The organism is Emticicia oligotrophica DSM 17448 (genome assembly GCF_000263195.1).
GTDB lineage: Bacteria > Bacteroidota > Bacteroidia > Cytophagales > Spirosomataceae > Emticicia > Emticicia oligotrophica.
This window is the reverse complement of the sequence record NC_018748.1, coordinates 3,670,116-3,691,633: the sequence shown is the minus strand read 5'-3', so window position 1 is coordinate 3,691,633 and position 21,518 is coordinate 3,670,116. Positions and strand designations below refer to the sequence as shown.

The following is a 21,518-nucleotide window of genomic DNA, read 5'->3' as shown; positions in this document are numbered from 1 at the left end:
CACCGCCTTTTGTTTTACAAACTATTGCAGAAACCTTATACCAAATCAAAACGGTCAAGGTTCATAACTTTATTCCAAGCTGCAACAAAATCTTTCAAGAATTTTTCCTGAGAATCGCCACAACCATAAACCTCTGCAATTGCACGAAGCTCTGTATTCGAACCGAAAATCAAATCTACACGAGTACCAGTCCATTTCAATTCGCCATTTGCACGATTACGTCCTTCAAATAAATCTTGATGCGGAGTGGTTGCCTTCCAAGTAGTGCTTAAATCAAGCAAGTTTACGAAGAAATCGTTTGTTAAAACACCAGGACGATTTGTGAAAACACCATGATTTGAACCGTTATAATTAGCACCTAATACTCTCAAACCGCCAACGAGCACTGTCATTTCTGGAGCAGTAAGTGTCATTAATTGAGCTTTGTCAATCAACATTTCTTCTGCAGTAGTCATGTATTGCTTTTTCTGGTAGTTACGGAATCCATCAGCTAATGGCTCCAATACACCAAATGATTCTACGTCAGTTTGTTCTTGAGAAGCATCTGTACGACCAGGTGTGAATGGCACAGAAATTTCTTGGCCAGCATTTTTAGCTGCTTGCTCAATAGCTGCACAACCACCCAATACGATTAAGTCAGCCATTGAAACTTTCTTACCACCTGTTTGAATCGAATTAAACTCTTCTTGGATACTTGTAAGCGTATCAAGTACTTTAGATAATTGAGCAGGATTATTAACAGCCCAATATCTTTGAGGAGTTAGACGAATTCTCGCACCATTAGCACCACCACGCTTGTCTGAACCACGGAAAGTTGATGCAGAAGCCCAAGCAGTTGAAACTAACTCAGCAATTGTAAGACCCGAAGCAAGGATGTTTTTCTTCAATTCAGCAATATCATTTGTATCAATCACTTGGTGGTCAACTGCAGGAATAGGGTCTTGCCAAATTAAGTCTTCTGCAGGTACTTCTGGCCCTAGATAAAGAGATTTAGGTCCCATATCACGGTGAGTAAGTTTAAACCATGCACGAGCGAAAGCATCAGCAAACTCATCTGGGTTTTCATGGAAACGACGTGAGATTTTTTCATAAGCTGGGTCGAATCTCAAAGCTAAATCTGTTGTAAACATGATTGGAGCATGACGTTTCGAAGAATCGTGTGCATCAGGCACAGTATCTGCTCCCATTCCATGCTTTGGTTTCCACTGATGTGCACCTGCTGGACTTTTGGTTAATTCCCACTCATAACCAAATAAGTTCCAGAAATAATTATTACTCCATTTAGTTGGTGTTGTTGTCCATGCACCTTCCAAACCACTGGTAATTGTATGTTCAGCATTTCCTTTACCAAAAGTATTAATCCAACCTTGGCTCTGGTGTTCAATGTCAGCTGCTGCTGGCTCTGGACCTACGTATTTGCTTGGGTCTGCTGCACCGTGAGCCTTACCAAATGTATGTCCACCCGCAATTAAAGCCACTGTTTCTTCATCGTTCATTGCCATACGGCCGAATGTTTCACGAATATCGCGTGCGGCTGCTAAAGGGTCAGGGTTTCCGTTAGGACCTTCAGGATTTACATAAATAAGACCCATTTGAACAGCTGCTAAAGGATTTTCCAACTCACGGTCGCCAGTATAACGCTTGTCTTCTAACCACTTACCTTCAGAACCCCAATAAATATCTTCTTCTGGTTCCCATACATCTACACGACCACCGCCGAAACCAAAAGTCTTGAAGCCCATCGATTCTAACGCACAGTTACCTGCTAAAATCATTAAATCTGCCCAAGAGATTTTATTTCCATATTTTTGTTTGATTGGCCACAATAATAAGCGTGCTTTATCAAGGTTTCCGTTATCTGGCCAACTATTCAATGGTGCAAAACGCTGCGTACCAGAACCCGCTCCACCACGACCATCGGCAGTACGATATGTACCTGCACTGTGCCATGCCATACGAATGAAGAAAGGTCCATAATGACCGTAATCTGCTGGCCACCAATCTTGAGAGTTAGTCATCAATTCATTTATTTCTTGCTTCAAAGCTGCGAAATCAAGCGATTTGAATGCTTCAGCATAATTGAAATCTTTATCCATTGGATTTGATAAAGAAGAATGTTGACGCAAGATGTTTAATCTCAACTGATTTGGCCACCAATCTTGGTTTCTTGTGCCTCCACCAGCACTATTATTTACTGGTGCTCCTGCTCCGTGATGAAAAGGGCATTTAGCTTCGCCATTAGATGGATGATTTTCCATTATTGTAGTTTGTTTTATTTATCTAAATTTTTTTATGTTTGTCAATTTATCCGAAAGTAACTTAAATGAGTTATTTTCGATTTTATTGCATTTCAAAATTACCAAATCTACACGCATAAACCAAATCGAATATTTTTATAAATCCATAGACAATATCTATAAAACTACACAAAATAAGAGGTGAAGCACAATTACTTCACCTCTTATTTAAAATTTACTAATCAATGACGACCTCCTCTACCCCCACTAAAACCTCCACCCATACGGCCGCTATTAAAACCTCCACCGCTAAAGCCCCCTCTATTAAAACTACCGGTAGCTGCCCCATTAAAAACTCTTCCACTAGATGTGGAATTTCGAAAATCTGAATTAAAACCCCTCGAATAATTCGTTCTTGCACTTGTATTTGGACTATAATGTTCACGAGCCGCATTCATAAAGCCACGGGTTGCTGGAACAAATACTCGGTTATTTACAATAGTATTTCGATAGTAATTACCCAAATGGAGGTAAAGAGTTGGATAACGATAATAATAACCACCATTAAAAAACCAATTTGTAAAACCAAAAGTTGGAAAACCATAGAAACCTAGCCCACCTAAACCATAGTTAAAGCCAAATCCTCCCCAATATGCACTCGGATACCACAAAGGTGAACCATACCAGTATGGATAGCCAAACCAAAATGAATAAGGGTTAACATAATAGTTTTGGTTATAATAATTTGAAGTATTCGGAACGATATAACCGTTTTCCTGGGCATAATCTTTTGCAGCTTGGGTAAGTTCAGCCTTTGCCTGTGGATTTTCATCTAACTGCTTTTTGTAATAGTCTACTTCCCTATCGTTTTGAATAACCAAACTATCATGTTTAGCAGCCAAAAACTGATTATAAGCCTCTTTATCAGCTACATATTGTTTACCAACTTCGGTGGTTAACGCCAAATTATTGGTTAAGATACTCATTACATCAGGATATTTCACCAAATTCAGAAAGGCAACCTTCACTGGTAATTCTAATGAGCCAAGCAATTTATTATAAGCTTCATCGGCCTGTTGATTCAAATTATCGGCCTCTACGAGGTCTGCTTTATGAAATCTGTATAATCTCCAAGCGGCTTTTTCAAGTGTTTGCTCTTTATTTGGCAATAAATTACCAACCTCATCACGCTTGAGGCCATCTGGCTTTATTGCCAAAGTATGCAGTAAATCTGGATAACGTGTAAGTTCATAAAACCAACCTTGTTTTTCTTGACTAAAATTTGAAATCAAGGTATGAAACGAAGTTTGCTCTTTATCTTTCAAGCGTCGAATATCAGCAAATACTTGCGGATATTGACTAGCAACCAAAATTGATTGACGAACATCGGCATTGTAAGTAGCAATAGCGTTTACAATTCCCTTCTCTGTATCGAATTGGACAGCATTTTGAGCAAAAGATACAATTTTAACCACTAATACTACGCAAAACGATAGCACTAAACGAATCATCCAACCTCCGATTGGCTGTTTCATTTCGGATTTCTCCTCAAAAATGAATCCAGTTTTCATATATTTTGTTATTTCAAGTTTACTCGAAAGCAACTGTTTGACATTATTCTCATAAAATATTCACTCAATAATACCCAAATATGCACAAGGGTTTATTATTACAATATTGACTATATTTAACTTACAGGATACTTCTTCATTATCTTATTCACTCCTTTGTAAATTGTTCGTTGAATTTTTGCAGCATTAATACTACCTGAAATTCCACCTTGCCATATTAATTTGTTCGTGCGGGCATCAATTGCATCAATCACTAAAGTACCTTTTGTATATTGATAAGGTCCGTATCCATAACCAGTGAACGGAAAGAACCCACGGTTAAAACCCCAACCACCCCACATCGGATAACCACCCATACTACTAATAGCATTTTCAGTGTATGTATGAAATTTCAAAAGTATATCGGGGGTTTGATTATCAATCTTCAAGCCCTTCGTGACCAAAGCATTGTTGACATAGTTTTCAATATTTCGGGTAATCAATTCATTGTTAAAGAGCGGATTACGAACCTGAATATCGGGATTCAGCCATGCAAACGTATGTAAATCTCTAAAATTCACGCCATGGTCGGCGTTGGTAACAACTTGTGCTTTTGAAGCAAAGGCAACTATACCCATCACCCAGATAAGCATAGTTTTTTTCATTACAGCTTTCATTGTTCTATCTTTCTTTTTTGTTGATTCAAAGTAAATATGAGAAGCTAAAAGTAATTTTAAAGACAAATTAAATAGGAGTTAAAACATCAATTATCTACCAATCCGGAGGTCAAACTCAAGGCACTCAATGAGATAATCGTACTCATTAGTTTTTGGGAAAGTTTATAATGAAACTGTTCGTTAATATGAAATCCTTCTGGAAGAATTTCTTTCTGAGGATTTACAAGTAAACTATCGGGTCGAATAAAATCAAAACCAAATTCAGTAGCTAATTCTTGTACTTTTTGTGCTCCTTTGACTCTCAAAAAGTTGCTGATTTTTTCGATTACGGGCGTAGGTGATACAATCACGGTTTTATTCTGAAAGCCATCCAAACCTCTCAAAAATCTCGAATACTCAACATTAAAATGATAAAGTAGTGGAATTTTATTAAAAAAGTAGAGTACTTCTGAAATTCCCAATTTAGTAAAGAGTCGAAGTTTGAAATCTAATTCAATCCAAAAGTTAGATTTCTTTTTTTCTTCTTCTATTGGTAAAACTTGGTGCAGTTTATCAATATTTACAGGCTGAAACTGCTCATTGATACTTTTCGGAAAACCCTCCTCATAAAGAGGCGTTTTAACTTTAATTAACTCTTTAAATTTACCTTGAAACGAAAGTTCGTAATTACCTAATTGCACAATGATTAAATCACTTTCTTCGAAAAGTTCAGGTCTTGATTCAAGCAATTTATTTGCTTGAGAAAGCTTAAGTGGGGCAAAATAAGTTACATCAACTGATTGATGAATACTTAATGAAAATAGAGTTTGTTGAACAAATCCTTTATTTTTCTTTACACCGTAGCCGTACACATGGCAGCCACCCAATACTAACACTTTCATGGTAATTTCACTATTTTATGTTGTTTTTAATAGTAAATTTTATCCATATAGACTTGAAGTTTTTTGTAAGGAATATTGTTTTAATTCAAAAGCCGTTGTGAAGGTTCTGCTGATAAAGTCGAAAAATCTTTACAAATGGTTGAATATGAAGTGTTAAAAAGTTATTAAACCTCTCAAACAAAAAAGGCCAACAAGCATAACTCATTGACCTTCAAACTCATTCTTCAACAAAAAAATTTCAAGACAAATGTTCTAATTCCTTAAATATGGATACTAATGACAGTCCTTTAGCTGATAAGTTGTATTCGATATGAAGTGGTTTAAGTTTAATCACTGTCTTTTCCAGCAAACCTTGCTCTTCCATTTCTTTCAAAGCTACTGCAATAGACTGTTTGTTCGAACCACTAATTTGCCTAATTAATGAATTAAATCTCAGAGGGCCATCTAGAGCTAATCTGAAGATTTGAGGTTTCCATTTACCCGAAAGCATTCTCAATAACCCTTCTGCAGGGCAGTTATTTTCTGTAGTTTGTGCAGTCATATTTTTCTGACTAATTGACAGTTCAATGAATAGTTTTCAACTTTGTATCCGTATAACAACTTTATGAGATAAAATTGTTCTGTCCAGAAAATTAATTCATAACTTGTTGCATTAAGTGTTTGGCAGGATTACTTCCTAAAATAAAAACGCAACTCAGATGACAAACAACAACAACCCTCTTTTGTGCGATCCCGAAGAAGGTATTTGCGAAATACAATCTTATGGAACTTCTGAAAGTATCCATTTTACGGAAACCCAAAAGCCTTTAAAAATTATTTATTTCACTGACCCAATTTGCTCGACATGTTGGGGCATTGAGCCACAATTAAGAAGACTAAAACTTGAGTACGCTCCAATAGTAGAGTTTGATTACAGAATGGGCGGCTTATTACCTGATTGGAATTATAATAAAAATGGCATCAGTAAACCCTCTGATGTAGCCCACCATTGGGACGAAGTAAGTACGTATTACAAAATGCCAATTGATGGTAATGTCTGGATTGAAGACCCTCTCCATTCTTCCTATCCACCTTCTATTGCTTTTAAAGCTGCTCAGATACAAAACGAAGAATTGGCTATTAAATTTTTGAGAAAAATCCGAGAAATGGTTTTCCTTGAAAAGAAAAACATTACCAAATGGGAGCATATTAAAAATGCTGCTATTGCAACAGGTCTCGACGAGAATCAACTTAAGTCGGATTACGAATTTAAGGCTAAAGAGCTTTTTAAAGCTGACCTTGAACTAGCAAGAAAAATGGGTGTGAGAGGTTTTCCAACATTATTTTTTGTAGGACCTAATAATATTAATGAGATTGTGGTGGGTTTTAAACCCTATGCAAACTTTGAAAATGCGATTGCAAGAGTTTTCAAAGACGCTTATAAAATTCCTTATGATAAATCTTGTGAAGGGATATTTGCCAAATACTCAACGCTAACAAGCAGAGAATTCTCGGAATTAAGCGGAGTATCAAATATAGAAGGCGAGGAAATATTAAATAATGCTCATCAAAAGGGATTATTAAATAAAACAAATATTAAAAATGGCATACTTTGGGTAAAAAAATAGTATTTAGGTATTCCTAATTCTAACACCTTTCATTGTACTATTTGAATCAAAACCGAGGATAAGTAACTCAATCAAGAGCGAAATCCTCGGTTTATTTTTTAATTGGTGGGTAAGTTTCGGATTATTTGAAAAACGTCAATAATTTAATACTTTTGACTTATCTTCATTTTTTGAAACCAACCTAAACCTCATGAAAATTCGCCACCGAGTACTCTTCCTATTATTTTTACTTTCTATCATTACCTTTCTCGACCGTGTTTGTATGAACGTGGTGAGTAAATACGTAAAAGCCGACCTTAGCCTTGATAATCAATCTTTTGGCTATATTTTAGGAGCATTTTCTTTAGCTTATGCACTTTTTGAGCTTCCTACGGGTGTTTTGGGCGACCGTATTGGACCTCGTAGAATTCTTACACGAGTAGTTCTGTGGTGGTCTGGCTTCACTGCTCTTACGGGAACTGCCTTTGGATTTGCCTACCTCTTAATCGTAAGGTTTTTATTTGGAATGGGGGAAGCGGGAGCTTATCCAAACGCCTCCATCGTTATATCAAAATGGTTTCCTGCCATTGAGGTTGGTCGAGCTCAATCTGTAATATGGGCAGCAGGAAGAATTGGAGGTGCTCTAACGCCACTTTTAGTCATTCCGCTTGTGCATGCGGTAGGCTGGCGTTCTGCTTTTTTTGTACTTGGTGTAGTGGGTTGTGTTTGGGCAGGAATTTGGTATTATTGGTTTAGAGATACTCCTTCCGAACACCCTGCTATAAGTAAAGATGAAATCGAAGAAATTGAATCTTCACGAAGACAAATTGCGAATAATCATAAGATTAGTTGGCAGACTATCGTTAGAAATCCAAACATTTGGATTCTAATGTTGATGTGTCATTTGTTTTTCTATGCTTCCTATTTCTTTACAAATTGGTCGTCAACTTATTTTCAGGAAGGCCGACACATGACAGAAGACCAAGCTAAAAACTTTGTTTCGCTTTCCTATTTTCTTGGGGCAATTGGTTGCGTATTAGGTGGTTTTGCCAGTGATTTTTTGACTAAAAAATATGGATTAAAAATTGGCAGAAGAGTCGTAGGTGTAGCTGGTTTGGGTACTTCGAGTATTTGTTTTTTAGGAGCTGGCCTAACAACAGATAATGAATTGGCGGGTTATCTATTAGCACTTTGTGTTTTATTGAAAGACCTTACCTTGCCTGTGGCTTTTGCTGTTTGCGTTGATATCGGCAAAAGAAATTCAGGAACCGTTACTGGAGCGATGAATTTTGCGGGTCAAATGGGTGGTTTTTTCATCACAATAATCTTCGGAACAATTGTACAACAAACAGGAAATTTTAACTATCCTCTATTTTTAATCGCAGCTTGTTTAATTGTTTCTTCTGCACTTTGGTTTTTTATTGACCCTACTAAAGAAATTATTGCAACTGATTGATTATAAGTAAAATATGGCAAGAGGCTTCATAAATGAGCACTTCTTGCCATCTTAATTTATTAAATATCGTAATTTAATAAAGCCTGTACTTCAGCAATATCATGTTTACTCGTAAGGTCAGGCAAAACATCTGCAATCTGAATGGTATAAATTCCTCTAGGATTTTCGTTAGCCCACATACGGACAGTCACAGGAATTTCTTTTTCATTACGAACTGGATGTAAAGGTGTTTTTTCTAAAAATGGAATTAAGGCTGTACTTGTAAAGGCAAAAATATTCCAACTAATTCCAATTCGAGGCATGGTAGCTACAATTTCTTCCCATTCTTCGTCATTCGGTTTTTCGAGTAAATCAATTAAATATCCTTCTGAATCTTTCTTGATAATGGCACAATTTCGCACTCGGTCAACTGTATAGCCTTCTGTATCCCAATCGAGCATAGCATTTGGGTATGCTTCATCGAGTAATAATTCAAAGGCTTTGACTGGATATAAATTATCTCCATTACAAACAATGAATCTACTTTCTTTCCATGCAGGAAATTGATTGAGGGTCTGTTCAATTGCATCGGTCGTACCGAGTGGTTTCTCTCTACCTTCGGGAATAAATTGACGAGCAAAACCTATCTTCAAGCCCCAACTTTTTTCATCAGCCATAAGCTTTTCGTAGTACGGCTGAGAAACTGTATCTTTAGGATTTAACAATAAAACAACTTCTTTTACGCCCGCAACAGAAGCATTGTATAATACATAATCTAAAAAGGGTCTTCCATCTTTACCCAAACCAATCATTGATTTTGGTAAAGTATTGGCTTGTTCGATAAGCTTTGAATCGAGGTTTGTATTACCTTCTAAATTTTTCTTCATGCGAGATGACATCCCTCCCGCTAATATGAGTAACTTCATTGGATGGGTATAACAATTTTCAAAATTGTTATCAATTTTTGTTAAGTTATAATTATCTAATAATCAATGTTTTACCAAAGAATTGGTCATTAATGCGTAATCTAACGAAATACATACCACTAGAAAACTCATTCAATGATAGCTTTCTGGTATATTTTCCATTAGACAACTGTTCTGCCGATATGGATTTTAACTTTTGCCCCACTCTATCAAAAAAATCAATGCCAATTTCGGCATTTTTCGCTAAATTAAAATCAATAAATACCTGATTATCCGTAGGATTTGGATAAACACTCCAACTTACAAATGATTGATTTTCTTCCTGACCCGTAACGGCGATAGCAACCTTATTTTCTGTTACATCTTTAAGAATTTTATTGTCTGGGTCGAAGACAACTTGTGAAATCGTTCCTTTAGGTTTTGTAAATGTAATTTCTTGGCTTACTTTATCAATAAATACGGTGTTTACGCTTTCTGAACCATCAGCCATGATGATTTTCACATCTACTGGCATGGCAAAGGCAGTTGAGCCTGTATTAGGCTTTTGCGTTATGTTAATTTTTAGTTCTGTAGAAGTCTCATTCGGATTCCATGAATAAGTATATTGCGGGTATCCTTCGCCATAGACCCATTGTTTGAAAAAATAATCTAACTTTTGACCAGTCGTTTCTTCGGCTACTTTCTGAAAATCTTCAGTAACGGCCGCACCAAAAGCCACATTAGAAACTAAATAATTTTGAAGGGTTTTAAAGAATTTTTCATCGCCTACAATTCCTCTCAACATGTGCAATACCATCGCACCTTTTGAATAAGTGCGGTTGCTGTTGAATATTTCATTCTCACTATTGATATTTTGAACATACAATGTACCAATCGAACGCTTTGCCTTCGTAGCATTACCTGCAATGTTTGTTTGATAACTCGACTTTCCACCCAAAGCCTCGGCATAAATTGCTTCACCATAGGTAGCAAAACCCTCATTTAACCAAATATTTTCCCAATTTTTACAGGTAATTTTATCCCCAAACCATTGGTGAGTTAGTTCATGTGCTACTAAACTTCCACCATAACTGTTAAGTGATGTACAAGTCTGGTGTTCCATACCTCCACCGAAATCGCATTGAGCATGCCCATACTTTTCTTTGATAAATGGATAAAGTCCAAATTTTTCAGAAAAAAGTTTGAGCATAAAAGGTGTTTGGTCGAGCTGCGTTTTTGTAGCCACAGTAAATGATTCTGGATAAACAAAATGATTAACAGTCATCGAATCCTTATCAGAATACTTAAAATAATTTTTGTATTCTATGTAATTTGAACAAGCAATCGAAATCAAATATTGAGCTATCGGATAACGGTTTTTCCACTGATAAGTTCGTGTATTATCCTTATTATCAACCATTTTCTCTAAAACTCCATTTGATACCGAAACAAAACTTGAAGGCATCGTTATCCAAACATCTGAAGAATCAGCTTTATCAGCGGGGGTGTCTTTACAAGGGAACCAATCAGGCGAACCATAAGGTTCGCTTAAACTCCAAACAACTGGAGCATTTGAGCTACCATGTGTAGAAAAAGTAAAACTTCCTAAAGAAGAAGTATTGGGCTTCCCCTGGTAAAATACAATTACACTTAAAGCTTGTCCAACCGAATAAGTTTTATCAAAAGTCAGATTCACTTTACTTGTTTCTTGGGTAAAAGAAATTCGTTTCCCATCGAGTTTTACGGAATCAACCCTTAGAGGACTCCTTAAATCCAAAAAACAAGTATTAGAAGCTAATTTTAATTTAAAACCAATCGTTGCCTCTCCCTTCAAGTATTGTTGTGCATGAGAAATATTTAGATTTAACTTATAATAGGTCACATCAATTTTATCATCACCTGGATACGCCACACGAGCATTTGGTGTAGCTTGAAACCTTCTAAAAGCCTGTTGTTTTGAATCGGCACATATACTTGCTCCATCTTCTTGAGAAAACCCTGAAAATGATAAAAGACTGACTATTAATAGTTTAAAAATATTTTTCATTATTTATGATTCAAGTGAACAAATGAAACTAGATAACTTAACATGATTAAAATTACTTGTAAAATCCTTAAAATTCCCAACGATAGCTCAGAATTGGAATTAAGCCCATTTGATATTGTTGAACGATTTTATTCTGCAAAATATCATAATAACTGTAAGAAACATTCTGATAATTTGCCACATTCTGAATATCAAGAGCAAGCGTACGAGAATACTTTTCTTTTGATTTTTTCATGTAAATTCTAAAATCTGGTCTGAAATAATCCGCTTGCTTTACTGTGAAAGCATCGGCATTTTTATAAATCAAACGTTTATTTTCAATAGACGCTTGTTGATTTATTTCTCTTTCGTAGAATCCACCTAACCAAACGACTCTTAAACTGGTTCCGAGTGTACGGTCTTTACTTCTCGACCATTCCTTCCCAATTGTTAGATTAAAAATATGTTTTCCATTAAAACGGCTGTTTCTTTCAATGCCATCATGATTCGTATAAGTAGCATTGTAAAGTGTAGCATTAGTTAAAGCATAAAAGCCATTGGTGAGATATTGTTGATAACTAATTTCTACGCCATAATTACGCCCTTTACCAAAGTTTTGTAGCGGTTCTGGCGTATAATCTTCAATTAAATTAAGCGTCGAAAATGTAGGATTAAACAGTGCTGTCGGCACATTGAATATTTGCTGATAAAACAATTCTGTTTTAAAATAAGAACCCTTTTTAAATGAATATTGATGGCTCAAAACATAATGACGTGATTTGGTTACATCAAGTGTGGCATTTCCTAAAAAACCACTATTAGGCGTGGCTAAGGCAAAATAAATTTCTGGTTGTTGGAGCTGGCTGTGCAAACCATAAGCCGCACTAATTGTTTGATTATTAGTGATTTGATATTGAACTGATACGCGAGGCTCGATAGATTTGGTTTGATTAAAGGTATATTTCAGGTAATGCAAACCTATATTGGCAGTAAGTTTGGGCAATAGGCTCAAATGTAAATTTGCATAAGGTTGAATAACAAGTCCTTGAGCGGCTCCAGATGATTTTTTATCAGTTGAACGAGCAAATAATTCATCATATTGACGTGTAACAAAAACTCCTACCTTTAGATTGGAATATTCGCCAAACTTATAAGTCAAATTGGTGGTAAAAGTAGATTTTGTTTTAATAGATGAATCGGCTTGGTTTAAAAACCTTTGGAAATTGACTTTACTTAAAACGTACCCTTCACGAGAATTTTTCAAGCCAGATGTTGCAACTACCGTACGCCAAAGAAGCTTTTTACCTAAACTTAAACTATGTGTTAGTCCAGCAGCACCCATTTTGTTTTTGAAATAAATATCAAAACCATCTTTCTGAACCAACCACTGAGTGGTATCTCTCACTGCCTCAAAGACATTGCTACTTAGGCCTCCCATTCCAAAAATCGTAAAATTTCCCGCTTTTTTAGTTGGGAAATTTAAGTTGAACGATAAATCTTGGAAACGAATATCTTCACCGCCAAATTTTACACCCATGGCCGCCAATAAACCCGTAAAAGAATACCTATAATTGACTAAATAACTTGCACCTTTCTTTCCCATTGGGCCTTCGGCTGCTAAATCTATTCCAATTAAGCCCGCTTGTGCAGTAAATTCATGCTTTTTATCATTTCCTTTTCTTAAACGTAAATCCATTACTCCTGAGAGAGCATTCCCATATTCAGCAGGGAAAGCCCCTGTGAGAAAATTCATATTACCTAATAACTGTGCAGAAAGAATGTTTACGCCACCTGAATTCTGAGTAATTCTATCACTAAAAGTACCTGCATTACTCAAATGGTTAGGATTTACGATTTCAACTCCTTCCAAACGCCATTGCATACCATTCGGCGAGTTTCCTCTAATAATCATACCATTTGCTTGGTCATTCGAATTGGCCACACCTGCGTAGGCTGTAGCTAAGCGAGCTGGGTCAAGGTACGTTCCGGGATAACGAAATATTTGTTCTGTTGAAATATTTTGAATACTCGTAACTGCTCCAGAAAGATTAGCTGAAGGAGCACGTACTACTGCCTCAGCTAATTGATTAGCCGAAGGACGCAATCTCACTTCAAGCACCATTTCTTTGCCTGACTCAAGCAATAATTCAGAAATTGTCTGCGATTCGTATCCTACCGAACTCACTTGAATTTGGTAACGCCCAATGGGCATTTTCCCAAGGCTAAAATTTCCCTCAGGGTCTGTTTGTGTACCTTTTCTAGCATCTTTTAAGGTGATTGAAGCTCCAACTACCGCTCGTTCACTTACGTAGTCAATTACTTTTCCTCTGATAACTTGAGAAGCTAATGGCGTAGTTTTTGTATTTGATTGAGCACTCACGCCAAAACCAATACAAACCAAAAAAACTATTTTAAAAAATCTCCTGAACATCAGTTTATTAGCTTTTAATAAAAATTTATAAATGCCCTTCTGAAAACATTTGTATTCAACAAAAGTTTATCATTATATGAATTTAAGTATGGGACAATATCAATTCGAAACCCGATTCTTTGAGCGATTAGATGGCTTTTTCTCATCGCACGGGTTTGGTTTGTGTCTTGACCAAAAGCAGTTTCGCAAATCTACGCAAAACGGATTTCAGAATATAATTTTTTCTATATCAGCTAATCAAAATATCTACTGGATTGAAGTAAATTTTGGCGTAAGATTTGAATTTATTGAAGAAATAGCCCAACAGTTTTTAAATAATAGCTATGGTTATCGCCCTTCGGCAAATACTTTGGTTATTAGTATTGGGAAGTTTTTAGAGAAGAAATATTTTAGGTATAAAATTTCAGATGAAGAGGAATTTCAAAAAGTTGTTGAAGAAATAAAAGACTTTTATCTAAACAAAGGATTTGATTTTTTGAACACCGCAGACTCTTTAAGTTTCATTGAAGAAAAACTCAACGATGCCCCAAGCTTACCATGTAGGTATTTATACAATCAAGTCCATCGTTGCTTCAAGGGAATTGTTGCAGCAAAGCTAAACGACAATCATAATTTCACTACTTTAGCCAATATTTATCGTCATTTTTTACTGAAACAAGGTACCGACGATGATTTAATAAATTATGAACGTTTGTTGAGTTTTTTACATCATTTTCACGCAAATTGAGAATTAAATTCTACGGTCAACAATCACTTGCTGACCATAGATAGGTTAGTCTAATTTTATTCTTTAACAACCTTACTGCTTCCAGATAGATTTGATTCAACGTTGGCCGCTCCACGATAACGCAGCTTACTTGCTCCACTCGCTGTTACTTTCAATTTTTTTGAAACATTAATTCGACCATTACTTGCCCCCGAAAGATTCATAGAAGCATCAATTGCATCAGTATTAAAAGCATTCAAGGTAGAAGCACCCGAAAGTTCAGCATAAATTTTATTGGTTTGTCCTTCCAAATCAAGTATTGAAGCACCCGATAAGTTAATATCATAAGTTCTTGCACTTGCATAGAAAGTTCCTTTCGATGCTCCCGAAAGTTCAATTTCCAATTCATCTAAGTTATCAAACCCTTTTATACTAGACTCCGTAGCTCCCGAAAAATCTACCTTTTTCAAGTCTGGCATTTCAATATCAATACTCATTCGATATCGGCGTAATCGCCAATTATTTTTGTAGTAAACCTCCAAAGTTCCATTTCTTTCTTTCACAATTAAATCATCGATGTCTTTTTCATCTCCCGATGCTTTTATTTTGAAATCCGTTCCTTTAGTTACAGTAATCTCAAAAGCACTTCCTATTTCAAGAGCATCAAAATTTTTCACATCAAATAATTTTTGTTTTGCATAAACTGGGTCAACCGTGGTCTGTAGTACATCACAAGAAATCATACTTAGCGTAAGAGCGGCCATCAATAACATGGCGGCGAATTTCATTTTTTTCATTTTATAATAGCTTTTTAATTGTTTAATTATGAACAAAAGACAACCGAAAAAGCCTTCCCCCCTACCCCATCACTATTTTTTTTAAATAATTTAAACTTCCCCATAGGGGAAATAATTTTCTGGGTTGTCATTTATTTAGATGGCTTAAATCGTATTTTCACCATTTATCCATTGTGGTTTTAGATAATTGGACACAAAACTTTATGTTTGCACAAAATATTGAATAAAATCGGTGACTTTATCGGAGCAAGAAATAATCAGTGCAATCAAAGAAGGAGATGAAAATGTTTTCGAACATGTATTTCGGAAATATTATCAGACCCTATGCACGTATGCCAACTCGATGCTCAAAGAAATTGAAGAAGCCGAAGAAATTGTACAAAATCTTTTTTTGAGCATTTGGGAGAAACGAGAAGATTTAGAAATCTCTATTTCCTTTAAATCGTATCTATATCGGGCGGTACATAATCATTGTTTGAATAGAATCAAACACTTGAAAGTTCGAGAAGACCACCAACAATACGCTGTCAATTATTATGAGGCTTCGTATGAATCGGTGAGTCAAACAGTTATAAAAAATGAACTTGAATTTAAAATTGAAGAGGCAATTAAGAAATTACCAGAGCAATGTCAATTGATTTTCAGAATGAGCAGGTTCGAAGAACTTAAATATCACGAAATAGCCGAACAACTCAATCTTTCACCAAAAACGGTTGAAAACCAAATAGGGAAAGCATTAAAAATTTTACGACTCGAACTAGCAGAATATTTACCATTACTCATATTTTTCTTGAATTAGATGATAACATTGGACTTTGCCAAATCTTTTGCAGAAGAATGGATAGACGCTTGGAATTCGCATGACCTTGATAGAATTTTGAGCCATTATACCGATGACTTCTCTATAACAACGCCAATGGCGGCCAAACTTTACCCGCAAAGCAATGGTATTGTTGTAGGAAAAGAGGAAGTTAGAAAATATTGGACGATTGGCTTAGAGCGAATCCCGAATTTAAAATTTGAGTTAATCGAACTTTTGATTGGAATTGATGGCATCACGATTTATTATTTGAATACAGCGACTAATAAAAAGGCGGCTGAAGTGATGACATTCGATAAAAATTTGATGGTTAATCAAATAAATGTATATTATTCTGAATAAAAAATGACCCCTAACCAACCAATATCCGAAAACCTTTTAGGCAAATACTTGGCTCAGGAAACTGATGCCCAAGAATCGGCATTAGTTGAGGATTGGTTAAGGAAAGACCCAAAAAACCAAAAAGAACTAAACGATTACCAGTTTATCTTGGCACAAATTGCCAATAGTAAAGCCGAAAATTCAGACGAGCAGGTAGTTGTTAATGTTGATGCCGCGTGGAAAAAGGTGAAGGCTAAAATGGAGCCAAATCCTAACCAAAAAAATATTAAAGCTAAGCAAAGTAAACTCCTTTTTTTTACGCCTGTTCGCATCGCAGCAAGTATCACTTTACTTTTAGCTGCCAGCCTTGCGATATTATTCATGCGTAAAAAAGAACCTGACATCATTACGCTCAAAACTCAAAATCAAACCCTAGAACAAAAGCTTCCTGATGGCTCAGTTGTCTTTCTTAATTCAAATACTCAATTAAGCTATCCAACAGATTTTGAGGGTGATACCCGTGAAATTAATCTTTCGGGTGAGGCTTTTTTTAATGTCAAACGCAATGAGCAAAAGCCTTTTATCATCCACGCCAACGGCACTGATGTAAAGGTTCTTGGCACTTCTTTTAATGTAAAAGCTTACACCACCAACGTAAAAGTAAGTGTAGAATCGGGCAAAGTTGAATTTAAGCACAAAAAACAAAAAACACTTTTAGTAAAAGGCGAGGAGGCTGAATTTGAGGCTGCCAAAGACACCATCAAAAAAGCAATTTTAACTGATAAAAATATTTTTGCTTACCATACAAAAACATTCATTTTTGAAAATTCAAGTCTTGAACATGTGCTAACTGTTTTAAGTGAAAACTATCACAAGAAAATTGTACTGAAAAACAATGCCATTAAGAGCTGTCGCTTAACTACTACTTTCAATAACGAAAGCTTACCAAATGCCCTCAATGTAATTGCAGAAACGCTTAATCTTAAAGTTATAATCGAAGGAGAAAAATATATTATTGATGGGACAGGATGTGGAACATTAAGCAATGCTCAGTAAACATACGTCAAACGTATTACCAATTTTATACAAAAAGATTATAAAAACTGCCAACTTGCATAGGGGAAAATCAAAAATAAAATGTCATAGCCTCAAAACAGAATTCAGTATTTTAATATGAAAAAGCTATTAACATTTTTATTACTCCTCATCTGTATTACTAAAGTAATTTCTCAAAGCCGCCCTCCGCTTGAGCGAATTATTTCGATTAAAATTTCCAATGAACGTATTGATAATGCACTTAACATTATTTCAAAAGCTGGAAACTTTAGTTTTTCTTATAATCCCGAAGAAATTTCGGTGGAAAAGAAAGTAAGTTTAAACACTCAAAATCAACCAGTTAGAGAGGTTTTATCGAATATTTTAGGTAATACGATTTCGTTTAAGAATAGAGGTAATTATATTATTTTGAAGAAAAATACAGAAGAACCTCAAAAAGATTTTTTCGTAATGGGCTACGTTTCAGACGGGGAAACGGGCTTGAAAATTGAAAGAGCGAGTATTTATGAACCAGTTACCCTCGCTTCTGCCGTATCTAATCAATATGGCTATTACCGTCTAAAAATTCCCAAAGAACTAAATAATATCAACTTGCTCGTCAGAAAGCAAAACTATCAAGATGAGCGTATTTTAATTAAAGCAAAGCAAGACAAACTACTCAATATCAACCTATTACCAACACCCAAACTTCCAAAAATTGATACAATTGCTCGTTTGGTTTCTTTTAAAATTGATTCCTTACCCAATAAGAAACTAGATAGCTTGCCACCTATCCAACCAATTATTACCAAAATTGAGCCAAGAGAAGAAAAAGATTCAATTATCATCGAAATTCCGAAGTTTAATTATGAAGAATATTGGGCAAGTACCCGAGAGAAATTACTCATTACCCAAAGACGCTTAACTGATTGGTTTATAACGCAAAAACAAAATATTCATCTTGATAATATTCGTGACACCATTTATCGCCCAATTCAAATTTCATTTTTGCCATTTATTGGAACCAATCATTATTTAAGTGGAAATGTGATAAATAATATTTCATTAAATATCATTGCTGGTTATTCTTTGGGCGTTCGTTCATTAGAAGTTGGTGGATTCCTTAATGTTGTTCGAGGAAAAGTAAATGGAATTCAAGCCTCAGGGTTTGCCAATTTGGTTGGTCAAGATGTGAAGGGTATTCAGGTTGCGGGTTTTACGAGTGTGAATGGCAGAAACTTTTATGGCATTCAAGGTTCTGGATTTAGCAACTTAAATGGTGGTAATACAGGTGGTATTCAAGTTGCAGGATTCGCCAACGCTACACTTAAGAACTTTTCGGGTATCCAAGCTTCAGGATTTGGGAACTTAGTTTTACAAGACATGCATGCAAGTATTCAAGCAGCGGGATTCGGAAATGCAGTAATAGGCAACGGAAATGGTATTCAAGTAGCAAGTTTTGGCAATTTAGTTGGTAAGAACTATAAAGGATTACAAGTATCAGGCACGATAAATGTAGTTGGGGGCACTCTGACTGGCTTACAAATCTCGCTCTTGAATTTTGCAAAAAAGGTAAAAAATGGTTCACAAATTGGTCTATTTAACTTTGCTTCAGAAAGTAAAAACAACTTACCAATAGGTTTATTGAGTTTTGCAGGAAAAGGTGGTTATCAAAGACTTGAAATTGGAACAAATGAAGTTAACTGGTTTAATATGAGCTTTAAGACAGGGGTTCACCAATTCTATAATATTCTAACAGCAGGTTATAATTTTGGTTTTGAAGCTAAACCGAATTTTTCACTCGGATACGGCCTAGGAACTGCTTTGAAATTAAATCGAACTTTTGGTCTGAATCTTGATTTGGTTTCTTCTCATATTCAAACTAACAATAATCGTTGGAAATTGAATCAACATACTAAATTAGCTTTAGGTTTAGAAGTCAAAGCTTTACGACATCTGGCTTTCTTTATTTCACCAAGCTTTAATTTCTTAGCAAGTGATGAATCAGGCATTGATTTGGGAAAATTGAATAACTGGAAGCTTTCAGAAAAACAAGGTAATTATTTGGGTCAGAAAGCTACACTTACTTCTTGGGTAGGATTGCAAGGAGGAATTAGAATATTATAATAAAAAAGTAGAGACGTCTCTCTAATGAAATTGCATGAGACGTCTCTACAAAATATCAAAATCTATAACCCAGATTAAACCCAAATCCACGTAAATTCAGATAATTCAATTGTCGAACATTATCTATTCTTACACCCTGATTATCAACCACTAAGCCTAAATAATCTTCATTAATTTTAAAGGTTTCAATAATTTTATTTCTTAAATTTTTACGAAAATCATCATCAAAGCCTTCAAGATTTTGGTTTGATTCTCCATGAACTTTTACTCTACCGAAATGCCCACCAATGACATACCAATCAAAAGTAAACCGTTCTCCAATACGAAACTGACGTCCAATCATCAACCCAAGTGAAGTAGTTTGTAATTTTGTATCAACAGGCAATTCTAATCTGACAGGAACTCCGCGATATTCAGTATCAATGAAAACTGGCACATCACCGTAAAAATGATTATATTTCCCAAATACTGAAAGATAAGTTCCGATAGGAGCTCCTTTATTTCCAAAATAGAATCTCATTTCGGGAGTTAGATGGTACATTCCTATTTTTGACTCAGTTTTCCTTACATTCGCAAAACTTATATAATCAATCTTATTATCAGCAAAATCTACGTATTTCTCTAAATCTTTGGCATAAGGAAAGAGTTTTTTAGGGCGAAATCCACCACCTATAGCCAAGGAAAAATGCCGTCCAAATACTTTTTCATATTGAATCGTGGCAGTTTGCATGGCAGCAGCCGAAAGATTTACTTTTAAAATTTCTCTTCTTTCTTCTTGTGCGAAAGATTGAATAGTAATAAAAATAAAAAAGAGTATTCCGAAGCTTTTTTTCACAATTATGGGTTTGTAGAACAGGTTTCTAACCTGTTATTATTTAATCAATACCAAAAACAGGTTAAAAACCTGTTCTACAATCATAACGAACTTAATTGACTTTTCTGATATTTTTTTCAAACGCCGATAGATGTTCATCAGTGAAATCAAGGTGAGTCACGAATCGAACCAAGTGTTTCCCAAATACCACACACCCAATATTTTGTTCTTTCATTCGAGCCACAAAATCGCTGGCAAGAATTGTTTCTGGCAATTCAAAAATAACAATATTTGTATCAATCGGATAAATACTTTTTACAAATGGAAGACCTTCTAAAATCTTACCGATTTGCTTTGCTCGGGCATGGTCTTCAAGCAAACGATTAATATTATTTTCTAATGCATAAATTCCCGCGGCAGCCAAGAAGCCCGCTTGTCGCCAACCACCGCCCATTACCTTACGTGAACGACGAGCCTTTTTAATGAAATCTTTTTTTCCTAAAAGTAAAGACCCAACAGGACAACCCAATCCTTTCGACAAACAAATAGAAATAGAATCGAATAGCTTCCCATAAGTTTGTGTACTTTCATTGGTTTCTACCAAAGCGTTAAATAATCTTGCTCCATCAAGATGTAAAGGCAAGCTTTTTTCATCACAAACAGCTTTAATTTGCTCAATATCAGCCAAATTGTAATAGCAACCACCACCTTTATTCATGGTATTTTCCAAAGAAACCAAACTGGTAGTTGGCTGATGAATATCATCTGGATTATTGATTGCATCACGCACTTGTTGGGCATTAAGGCGTCCACGGTCACCATCTAAAAGTTTCAGTGAAGAAAAAGAATTTAAAGCAACTCCCCCACCTTCGTATAAATAAATGTGAGAATATTTATCACAAATTACTTCACTTCCAGGCCAAGTATGTGCTCTGATAGCTAACTGATTGGTCATTGTTCCTGACGGACAAAATAAGGCAGCTTCCATACCAAACATTTGAGCAGCTTTCGCTTCTAAAGCAAGCACTGTCGGGTCATCGCCAAAGACATCATCACCAACTTCGGCCATAAACATGGCCTCTTTCATTTCTTTCGAGGGTTTTGTAACTGTATCGCTTCTTAAATCAATAAACATAGCTTGAGATAAAGGTAAAATTCTTTGCAAAAGTC

At 35.6% G+C, this 21,518-nt stretch carries 18 protein-coding genes; 7 read left to right on the top strand and 11 right to left on the bottom strand.

Annotated elements, in window-relative coordinates; all coding sequences use genetic code 11:
- Positions 1-35: 35 nt before the first annotated feature.
- The 5 genes from katG to EMTOL_RS15180 form a co-directional block, all read right to left on the bottom strand.
- Positions 36-2,258, bottom strand: coding sequence for a catalase/peroxidase HPI (gene katG, locus EMTOL_RS15200; RefSeq protein WP_015030198.1), 2,223 nt, complete (start codon positions 2,256-2,258; stop codon positions 36-38).
- 221 nt (positions 2,259-2,479) lie between these two features.
- Positions 2,480-3,808: a hypothetical protein gene (locus EMTOL_RS15195; protein ID WP_015030197.1), complete on the bottom strand. Its 1,329-nt coding sequence runs from the start codon at positions 3,806-3,808 to the stop codon at positions 2,480-2,482.
- Between the two features lie 116 nt (positions 3,809-3,924).
- Positions 3,925-4,464 (bottom strand): DUF4136 domain-containing protein, encoded by a 540-nt coding sequence (locus EMTOL_RS15190; protein ID WP_015030196.1) that lies wholly within the window; start codon positions 4,462-4,464, stop codon positions 3,925-3,927.
- Between the two features lie 86 nt (positions 4,465-4,550).
- On the bottom strand, positions 4,551-5,345 hold the full coding sequence (locus EMTOL_RS15185) for a hypothetical protein (protein ID WP_015030195.1): 795 nt from the start codon (positions 5,343-5,345) through the stop codon (positions 4,551-4,553).
- A gap of 238 nt (positions 5,346-5,583) precedes the next feature.
- Positions 5,584-5,886: a winged helix-turn-helix transcriptional regulator gene (locus tag EMTOL_RS15180; protein ID WP_015030194.1), complete on the bottom strand. Its 303-nt coding sequence runs from the start codon at positions 5,884-5,886 to the stop codon at positions 5,584-5,586.
- A 157-nt stretch (positions 5,887-6,043) separates the two neighbouring features.
- Here EMTOL_RS15180 and EMTOL_RS15175 point away from each other — a divergent pair, with 157 nt between their 5' ends.
- Positions 6,044-6,952, top strand: coding sequence for a ClpXP adapter SpxH family protein (locus tag EMTOL_RS15175; protein ID WP_015030193.1), 909 nt, complete (start codon positions 6,044-6,046; stop codon positions 6,950-6,952).
- 190 nt (positions 6,953-7,142) lie between these two features.
- Complete coding sequence (locus EMTOL_RS15170; protein WP_015030192.1) at positions 7,143-8,387, top strand: MFS transporter; 1,245 nt, start codon at positions 7,143-7,145, stop codon at positions 8,385-8,387.
- Positions 8,388-8,446: 59 nt separating this feature from the next.
- Here the strand turns inward: EMTOL_RS15170 and EMTOL_RS15165 are convergent, their stop codons facing one another.
- The 3 genes from EMTOL_RS15165 to EMTOL_RS15155 all read right to left on the bottom strand — a co-directional run bounded on the left by EMTOL_RS15165 (position 8,447) and on the right by EMTOL_RS15155 (position 13,728).
- Entirely contained in the window at positions 8,447-9,292 is an 846-nt protein-coding gene (locus EMTOL_RS15165; protein ID WP_015030191.1) for a sugar phosphate nucleotidyltransferase, read from the bottom strand.
- Between the two features lie 52 nt (positions 9,293-9,344).
- Positions 9,345-11,318, bottom strand: a complete 1,974-nt coding sequence (locus EMTOL_RS15160; protein ID WP_015030190.1) for a M1 family metallopeptidase — start codon at positions 11,316-11,318, stop codon at positions 9,345-9,347.
- Between the two features lie 67 nt (positions 11,319-11,385).
- Positions 11,386-13,728: a TonB-dependent receptor gene (locus EMTOL_RS15155; RefSeq protein WP_015030189.1), complete on the bottom strand. Its 2,343-nt coding sequence runs from the start codon at positions 13,726-13,728 to the stop codon at positions 11,386-11,388.
- Positions 13,729-13,804: 76 nt separating this feature from the next.
- On the opposite strand from EMTOL_RS15155, the gene EMTOL_RS15150 reads away from it, so the two are divergent.
- On the top strand, positions 13,805-14,455 hold the full coding sequence (locus EMTOL_RS15150) for a hypothetical protein (RefSeq protein ID WP_015030188.1): 651 nt from the start codon (positions 13,805-13,807) through the stop codon (positions 14,453-14,455).
- A 56-nt stretch (positions 14,456-14,511) separates the two neighbouring features.
- Here the strand turns inward: EMTOL_RS15150 and EMTOL_RS15145 are convergent, their stop codons facing one another.
- Positions 14,512-15,231 carry a head GIN domain-containing protein gene (locus EMTOL_RS15145; protein ID WP_015030187.1) on the bottom strand — a complete coding sequence of 240 codons (720 nt, stop codon included), beginning with the start codon at positions 15,229-15,231 and terminating at the stop codon, positions 14,512-14,514.
- 232 nt (positions 15,232-15,463) lie between these two features.
- Here EMTOL_RS15145 and EMTOL_RS15140 point away from each other — a divergent pair, with 232 nt between their 5' ends.
- The 4 genes from EMTOL_RS15140 to EMTOL_RS15125 all read left to right on the top strand — a co-directional run bounded on the left by EMTOL_RS15140 (position 15,464) and on the right by EMTOL_RS15125 (position 19,534).
- The gene (locus tag EMTOL_RS15140; RefSeq protein ID WP_015030186.1) at positions 15,464-16,030 is read left to right on the top strand and encodes an RNA polymerase sigma-70 factor; all 567 of its coding nucleotides are present in this window, start codon (positions 15,464-15,466) and stop codon (positions 16,028-16,030) included.
- Positions 16,031-16,393, top strand: coding sequence for a YybH family protein (locus tag EMTOL_RS15135; RefSeq protein WP_015030185.1), 363 nt, complete (start codon positions 16,031-16,033; stop codon positions 16,391-16,393).
- 3 nt (positions 16,394-16,396) lie between these two features.
- Positions 16,397-17,428 carry a FecR family protein gene (locus tag EMTOL_RS15130; protein ID WP_015030184.1) on the top strand — a complete coding sequence of 344 codons (1,032 nt, stop codon included), beginning with the start codon at positions 16,397-16,399 and terminating at the stop codon, positions 17,426-17,428.
- Positions 17,429-17,545: 117 nt separating this feature from the next.
- Positions 17,546-19,534 (top strand): STN and carboxypeptidase regulatory-like domain-containing protein, encoded by a 1,989-nt coding sequence (locus tag EMTOL_RS15125; RefSeq protein WP_015030183.1) that lies wholly within the window; start codon positions 17,546-17,548, stop codon positions 19,532-19,534.
- 55 nt (positions 19,535-19,589) lie between these two features.
- On the opposite strand, the gene EMTOL_RS21885 is transcribed toward EMTOL_RS15125, so the two are convergent.
- Both EMTOL_RS21885 and EMTOL_RS15115 read right to left on the bottom strand, forming a co-directional pair.
- On the bottom strand, positions 19,590-20,369 hold the full coding sequence (locus EMTOL_RS21885) for a DUF3575 domain-containing protein (RefSeq protein ID WP_015030182.1): 780 nt from the start codon (positions 20,367-20,369) through the stop codon (positions 19,590-19,592).
- A gap of 91 nt (positions 20,370-20,460) precedes the next feature.
- Positions 20,461-21,483, bottom strand: coding sequence for a threonine aldolase family protein (locus tag EMTOL_RS15115; RefSeq protein ID WP_041693602.1), 1,023 nt, complete (start codon positions 21,481-21,483; stop codon positions 20,461-20,463).
- Between the last annotated feature and the right edge of the window lie 35 nt (positions 21,484-21,518).

Coding starts and splice junctions, on each gene's coding strand:
- katG (WP_015030198.1), bottom strand. CDS start 2,258: ATGGAAAATCATCCATCTAATGGCGAAGCTAAATGCCCTTTTCATCAC.
- EMTOL_RS15195 (WP_015030197.1), bottom strand. CDS start 3,808: ATGAAAACTGGATTCATTTTTGAGGAGAAATCCGAAATGAAACAGCCA.
- EMTOL_RS15190 (WP_015030196.1), bottom strand. CDS start 4,464: ATGAAAGCTGTAATGAAAAAAACTATGCTTATCTGGGTGATGGGTATA.
- EMTOL_RS15185 (WP_015030195.1), bottom strand. CDS start 5,345: ATGAAAGTGTTAGTATTGGGTGGCTGCCATGTGTACGGCTACGGTGTA.
- EMTOL_RS15180 (WP_015030194.1), bottom strand. CDS start 5,886: ATGACTGCACAAACTACAGAAAATAACTGCCCTGCAGAAGGGTTATTG.
- EMTOL_RS15175 (WP_015030193.1), top strand. CDS start 6,044: ATGACAAACAACAACAACCCTCTTTTGTGCGATCCCGAAGAAGGTATT.
- EMTOL_RS15170 (WP_015030192.1), top strand. CDS start 7,143: ATGAAAATTCGCCACCGAGTACTCTTCCTATTATTTTTACTTTCTATC.
- EMTOL_RS15165 (WP_015030191.1), bottom strand. CDS start 9,292: ATGAAGTTACTCATATTAGCGGGAGGGATGTCATCTCGCATGAAGAAA.
- EMTOL_RS15160 (WP_015030190.1), bottom strand. CDS start 11,318: ATGAAAAATATTTTTAAACTATTAATAGTCAGTCTTTTATCATTTTCA.
- EMTOL_RS15155 (WP_015030189.1), bottom strand. CDS start 13,728: ATGTTCAGGAGATTTTTTAAAATAGTTTTTTTGGTTTGTATTGGTTTT.
- EMTOL_RS15150 (WP_015030188.1), top strand. CDS start 13,805: ATGAATTTAAGTATGGGACAATATCAATTCGAAACCCGATTCTTTGAG.
- EMTOL_RS15145 (WP_015030187.1), bottom strand. CDS start 15,231: ATGAAAAAAATGAAATTCGCCGCCATGTTATTGATGGCCGCTCTTACG.
- EMTOL_RS15135 (WP_015030185.1), top strand. CDS start 16,031: ATGATAACATTGGACTTTGCCAAATCTTTTGCAGAAGAATGGATAGAC.
- EMTOL_RS15130 (WP_015030184.1), top strand. CDS start 16,397: ATGACCCCTAACCAACCAATATCCGAAAACCTTTTAGGCAAATACTTG.
- EMTOL_RS15125 (WP_015030183.1), top strand. CDS start 17,546: ATGAAAAAGCTATTAACATTTTTATTACTCCTCATCTGTATTACTAAA.
- EMTOL_RS15115 (WP_041693602.1), bottom strand. CDS start 21,483: ATGTTTATTGATTTAAGAAGCGATACAGTTACAAAACCCTCGAAAGAA.